At 59.1% G+C, this 5564-nt stretch carries 5 protein-coding genes, 1 tRNA gene and 2 pseudogenes; 1 reads left to right on the forward strand and 7 read right to left on the reverse strand.

What is annotated here, in order from left to right; genetic code table 11:
- Positions 1–643 (reverse strand): annotated as a pseudogene (locus RMO57_RS11295) (ribonuclease R); the annotation flags it as partial.
- Positions 644–719: 76 nt separating this feature from the next.
- Here RMO57_RS11295 and RMO57_RS11300 point away from each other — a divergent pair.
- Positions 720–804, forward strand: a tRNA-Leu gene (locus RMO57_RS11300).
- Positions 805–1011: 207 nt separating this feature from the next.
- On the opposite strand, the gene RMO57_RS11305 is transcribed toward RMO57_RS11300, so the two are convergent.
- The 6 genes and pseudogenes from RMO57_RS11305 to RMO57_RS11330 form a co-directional block, all read right to left on the reverse strand.
- Complete coding sequence (locus RMO57_RS11305) at positions 1012–1533, reverse strand: phosphoribosyltransferase (protein ID WP_310386669.1); 522 nt, start codon at positions 1531–1533, stop codon at positions 1012–1014.
- A gap of 48 nt (positions 1534–1581) precedes the next feature.
- Entirely contained in the window at positions 1582–2916 is a 1335-nt protein-coding gene (locus RMO57_RS11310; protein WP_310386671.1) for an adenylosuccinate synthase, read from the reverse strand.
- Positions 2917–2964: 48 nt separating this feature from the next.
- Positions 2965–4128 carry an ATP phosphoribosyltransferase regulatory subunit gene (locus tag RMO57_RS11315; RefSeq protein WP_310386673.1) on the reverse strand — a complete coding sequence of 388 codons (1164 nt, stop codon included), beginning with the start codon at positions 4126–4128 and terminating at the stop codon, positions 2965–2967.
- Positions 4129–4203: 75 nt separating this feature from the next.
- Positions 4204–4386, reverse strand: coding sequence for a DUF2065 domain-containing protein (locus tag RMO57_RS11320; protein WP_310386676.1), 183 nt, complete (start codon positions 4384–4386; stop codon positions 4204–4206).
- A gap of 18 nt (positions 4387–4404) precedes the next feature.
- On the reverse strand, positions 4405–5304 hold the full coding sequence (hflC, locus tag RMO57_RS11325) for a protease modulator HflC (protein WP_310386678.1): 900 nt from the start codon (positions 5302–5304) through the stop codon (positions 4405–4407).
- Between the two features lie 17 nt (positions 5305–5321).
- Positions 5322–5564: pseudogene (locus RMO57_RS11330) on the reverse strand (protease modulator HflK); the annotation flags it as partial.

Genomic DNA, 5564 nt, shown 5'->3' on the forward strand with positions numbered 1-5564 from the left:
CCGCCTTGCCCCGTCCCTGCTTGTGCGGCTCGCAATAGACGGCGTCATCGAAGTCGCGCGCGTCTTCGCCGTCAATCGTCACCAAGGCCACGTCACGCAGATCAATCCGATGCTTCAAATCAATGGCGCGGAGCTTCTCCGGCAGCTTGCCGGCCTGAGCCAAGGTCTCGGCGCTGAAACGGTGCGGCACCTCGTACTTGCGCACGGCAATTTCAATCTCCATGCCGGCGTCATCAATCTCGCCCAAGACCTCAACCACCCGGCCGACCGGCTTAGAGTAGAGGGACGGCGGCTCGATCAACTCCACCGCCACTACTTGGCCTGTCGTTGCGTTGGCAAGCCCGTTTTTGGGGATCAAAATATCTTGCCCCATGCGCTTGTCTTCGGGCGCCACCAACCAGATGCCGGACTCCAACAGCAGCCGCCCAATGATGGGGCGCTTCTTGCGTTCCAGAATCTCCAGCACGCGGCCCTCTGGGCGGCCTCGTTTGTCGGTTCGGACTATCCGTACGCGCAGACGGTCGCCATGCATGACGGCCCGCATCTCCTGGACGGACAAATAGATGTCCTGTGCGCCCACATCGGGGGTCAAAAAGCCATGGCCGTCACGATGCCCCTGCACCACGCCCTCAACTTCACTCAGCAGCCCGGCACCTTCTTGCGGGGCTACGCTTGTGCTCTTAATATTTTTGATGATAGAATCCTTATTTTCCTGAAATGCCCAGGTGGCGGAATTGGTAGACGCACTAGTTTCAGGTACTAGCGGGTAACTCCGTGGAGGTTCGAGTCCTCTCCTGGGCACCAAGATTTATAAATAAATAGAAGAAACCTAAAAATTAATTGGCTGCATGTTGAATGACATGCGGCCATTTTTCATGGTGCAAGCAGTTTGCCATGCTTTGTGCAAAAAACTTGCCGGCCAAACTCGCATACAAAAAAAGCCGACTCGCGTACGCAAAATACGTACGAAGTCGGCTTGATGCTTGCATTGATTAAGATTATTCGCTGAGCTTAGACGACGAATTTCTTGGCCAGCGCGTCCGGCCGCATATCATCATATTCTTCGAACGGCTGGTGAATCCAGGGGCTGGTTTCCAGCATCTCGACAAAGTAATCGGGCGTATAGCTCGATACCCCCTTGGTCCAGATCACCGCCGAGCGCAGCTCGCTGATCGAGGGCATGCCGCGCAGCCGCTCCACCACCGCCTTCAGCGTCACGCCGGAGTCGGACAGGTCATCGACCAGCAACACCCGGCCGGCCAAGTCGCCCTTGGGCATGGTGATGTATTTGGCGATATCCAGCCGGCCTTGGATGGTGCCGGCCTCAGCACGGTAGGAACTGGTCGACATGATGCCCAAGGGCTTGTCAAACACGCGCGACAACACGTCGCCAGGCCGCATGCCACCACGGGCCAGGCAGAGAATCTGATCGAACTCCCAACCTGAAGCATGGATTTTGAGCGCCAGGCGCTCGGTCAACATGTGGTACTCGTCCCAGGACACGTACAAATGCTTGCCGTCGTCGGTCAACATAAAGGACAACTCCTGTCAGATGAATTAAAAAATCAATCGCCTCAGGCGTCAAGCCTGATAAGGATGACGCAAAAGAATCGTGTGTTCACGATCCGGGCCGGTAGAGACCATATCTATCGGCGCTCCAATCACTTCCTTGATGCGCTCCAGATAGTTGCGTGCGTTCTGCGGCAACGCATCCCACTGCGTGACGCCAAAGGTGACTTCGGTCCAGCCGGGGAAGGTCTCGAAAACCGGCACGCAGGCTGCGATCTCATCGGCGTCCAGGGGCAGGATGTCGACCAGACGACCATCGATTTCATAGCCCACGCACATCTTGATTTCGGCCAGGCCGTCCAGCACATCGAGCTTGGTGATGCACAGACCGGTGATGCCGTTGATGATGACCGAACGCTTCAGAGCAGCGGCATCAAACCAGCCGCAGCGGCGCGCCCGCCCGGGGACCGTGCCACGCTCCTGGCCGACGGTCGCCAGGTGGTAGCCGACGGTGCCGGGCGTCTGCCAGTCCAGCTCGGTCGGAAACGGGCCCGAGCCAACGCGCGTCGTGTAGGCCTTGGTGATGCCGAGCATGTAATGCAGCATCTGCGGGCCCACGCCGGCACCGGCCGCCGCGTTGCCGGCGACGCAATTGCTGGAGGTCACATAGGGATAGGTGCCATGATCGATGTCCAGCAGCGTGCCCTGCGCGCCCTCGAACAGGATGTTGGCGCCGGCCTGATGGGCCTTGTGAATCAGGTAACCGACATCGGCCATCATCGGCTTGATGATCTCGGCCATCTTCATCGCCTGATCGAAGATGGGCTGAAAATCCAGCGCTGGGGCGTTCAGATAGCCGGTCAGCGCGAAGTTGTGCAGGGCCAGCAACTCACGCAGCTTCTTGGCGAAGCGGTCCGGGTGCTTCAGATCCTGCACGCGCAACGCGCGCCGCGCGACTTTGTCCTCGTAGGCCGGGCCGATGCCCTTGCCGGTGGTGCCGATCTTGCCGGCGCCGCTGCTTTCGCGAAGTAGCTCGCGCGCCTTGTCCACCTCCACATGGAAGGGCAGGATCAAGGGGCAGGACTCGCTGATGAAGAGACGCGAACGCACCTCGACGCCGGCTTTTTCCAGGCGCGCGATCTCGCTCAACAAATGGGTCGGATCGACCACCACGCCGTTGCCGATATAGCAGGCAATGCCGTCGCGCATGATGCCCGAGGGAATCAGTTGCAAGGCGGTCTTGATGCCCTTGATCACCAGGGTATGGCCGGCGTTATGGCCGCCCTGGAAGCGCACCACGCCCTGCGCGTGGTCGGTCATCCAATCAACAACCTTGCCCTTGCCTTCATCACCCCACTGGGTGCCCACTACGACCACATTACGGCCGCGCGCAATTTCGCTATTCATTTTGACTACCCGATGATCAAAAAATTAAATTCTTGGGTGAGCTGCGGCTCAAAGCGCGCGCAGCACCCACTGAGTGTCAAGCTGCACCAACTCGCGGTCGCAGTTGAATTCATCACCTTCATGCTCGTGCCCCGGCAAGACGCACACCACCGTCTCGCCGGCTGCGCGCAATTCACGCACTGCCGCACGCAAACCCGCCGCCTCACCCCAGGGCGCCCTGACAGCGGCGCGCAACGGTGTCGGCGGACTTAAGGCTTCAAGCGTCTTCAAATCGAGGCTGAACCCGACGGCCGGGCGGCGGCGGCCAAACACGGCGCCGACCTCGTCGTAGCGCCCGCCGCGCAGGACGGCATCGCTGGAACCTTCGGCATAAAGCGCGAATCGAACCCCACTGTAGTAGGCGTAGCCAGTCAGATCAGCCAAGTCAAAGCCGAGCCGAATACCCGCATGAGTCTGCTGCAAATGGGCGGCCAAAAATTGCAGGTCATCCAGGGCTGAGGTGATTAAGGGGTGCGAAGGCAACTGCTGGCGCGCCAAAGTCAGGACCTCGACGCCGCCATACAGAGACAAAAGGTTTTGCAAGCCTTGGCGAACAACCGCAGGCAAGGCTTGACCCAAATCATTCAACGCCGCGGCATCCTTGGTCGCCAGCGCAGCGACCAAATCCTGCATCGCCGTCGCATTCAATGCCACGTCGCCGAGCACACCGCGCACCAGGCGGGCGTCGCCCAGATCCAGCGTCGTGTGGGTCAAACCGGCGCGCTGAACGGCGTCCAAGGCCATTTCCTGCACCTCAAGGTCGGCCTCAAGTCCGGCATGGCCAAAGATTTCGATACCGAACTGCAAGGGTTCGCGTGTCGACTGCAAACCAGCCGGGCGCGTGTGCAGCACCGGGCCGCAATAGCACAGGCGTGTAACGCCGGTTCGGTTCAGCAAATGCGCATCGATGCGGGCGGCCTGCGGCGTGGTGTCGGCGCGCAAGCCCAGGCTGCGGCCAGACAGCTGATCAACCAGCTTGAAGGTCTGCAAATCAAGTGCATGGCCGGTGCCGGACAGCAGTGATTCCAGATGCTCCAGCAGCGGCGGCATCACCAACTCGCAGCCATAGCTGCGGGCCATGTCCAATAGTTCGCGGCGGAGTTCCTCGATGCGTCTAGCCTGCGAAGGCAGCACATCGGCAATGTGCTCAGGCAGCAGCCAAGCAGAAGCCATGTTGGTAGTGGGTCCGGATTAAAACGGCATTGTACCGGGGGTAAATGCTAGGTCTCGGGAAGGAATCGCTGATCTCTACACAAACAACAATGCAGACACACCGACCGCAATGCTGCACAGGCCGATGAACCGTATCTGCCCATCGCTCATGGCCAACATGCGGGCGAACACCTGCCGCCAGGCGGTCGGACTGATGAAGGGAAGCACACCTTCAATCACCAGCATCAGACCAAAGGCCAAGAACAAGGTTTCAGCCAAGAGACAAAGCCCGAGCTTCTACTTGCGCGCTGCAGCCGGCGCAGCGCCAGAGGCTCCCGAGCCCCGCATCGCTTTGAAGAAATCGCTACTCGGATCAAGCACCATCACGTCCGTCTTGCTACGAAAGCTCGCACGGTACGCATCTAAAGAGCGATAGAACTGCGCGAACTGTGGGTCGCGTCCAAAGGCTTCTGCGTACAAGGCCGACGCCTTGGCATCACCCTCGCCTTTTACTTTTTGAGCGTCCCGGTACGCTTCCGCCACGATCACCTCACGCTGGCGATCAGCGTCGGCACGAATCTTTTCACTCTCAGCCGCACCCGTCGAGCGCAATTCACTGGCGACACGCTTACGCTCCGATTCCATCAAGCGGTAAACCGAGTCCGTGATGGACGCAGCAAAGTCAACCCGCTTGACGCGAACATCCACGATCTCAATACCGAACTGCTTCGCCTCAACCTCAAGCCGCTTGCGAACGCCGTTCATCACAGCGTCCCGCTCGGTCGACAAGACGCCCTGCACCGTGCGCTGAGTGACCTCTTCGTTCAGGGCCGCCTGCACGATCGGGCTCAATCGATTCTCGACGTTACGCATGTCGGCTCCGTTGTTTCGAATGAACTGACGTGGCTCTGCGATACGCCATTTCACCAGCCAGTCGATCACCAGACTCTTCTTTTCGGCCGTAAAGATGGGCTTAGATTCATTGCTATCCAAGGTCTGAACGCGACGATCCAGCAACACCACATTTTGCAACGGAGGCGGCAACTTAAACTTCAAGCCTGGTTCGGTGATAACTTCTTTGATTTCACCCAAAGCATAGACAACCGCAAACTGACGCTGATCAATGATGAACACCATCGAGCTTGCCAACATGAGCGCAACCAGCAAGCCAACGACGATAGAAACAATTCGATTCATTTCAAAACTCCCTATTCTCAGCGGCCGTCGCGGCTACGCAAGCCGTCGCGTGCACGCACATCGTTGGCAGGCGCCGGCGCAGTAGTCTCGGCCGCAGGCTGCGCGGTGGCGACCGGCGCAGTGGCCGTCACGGAACCGGCTGCTTGCATCAAGCGATCCAGTGGCAAATGCAGCAAATTGCTGCCATTGCGGGACTCAACCATCACCTTGCTGACATTTGAGTAGACCTGTTGCATGGTGTCGATGTAGAGCCGGTCGCG

The sequence above is a fragment of the Roseateles sp. genome, from assembly GCF_031397715.1.
GTDB lineage: Bacteria > Pseudomonadota > Gammaproteobacteria > Burkholderiales > Burkholderiaceae_C > Paucibacter_A.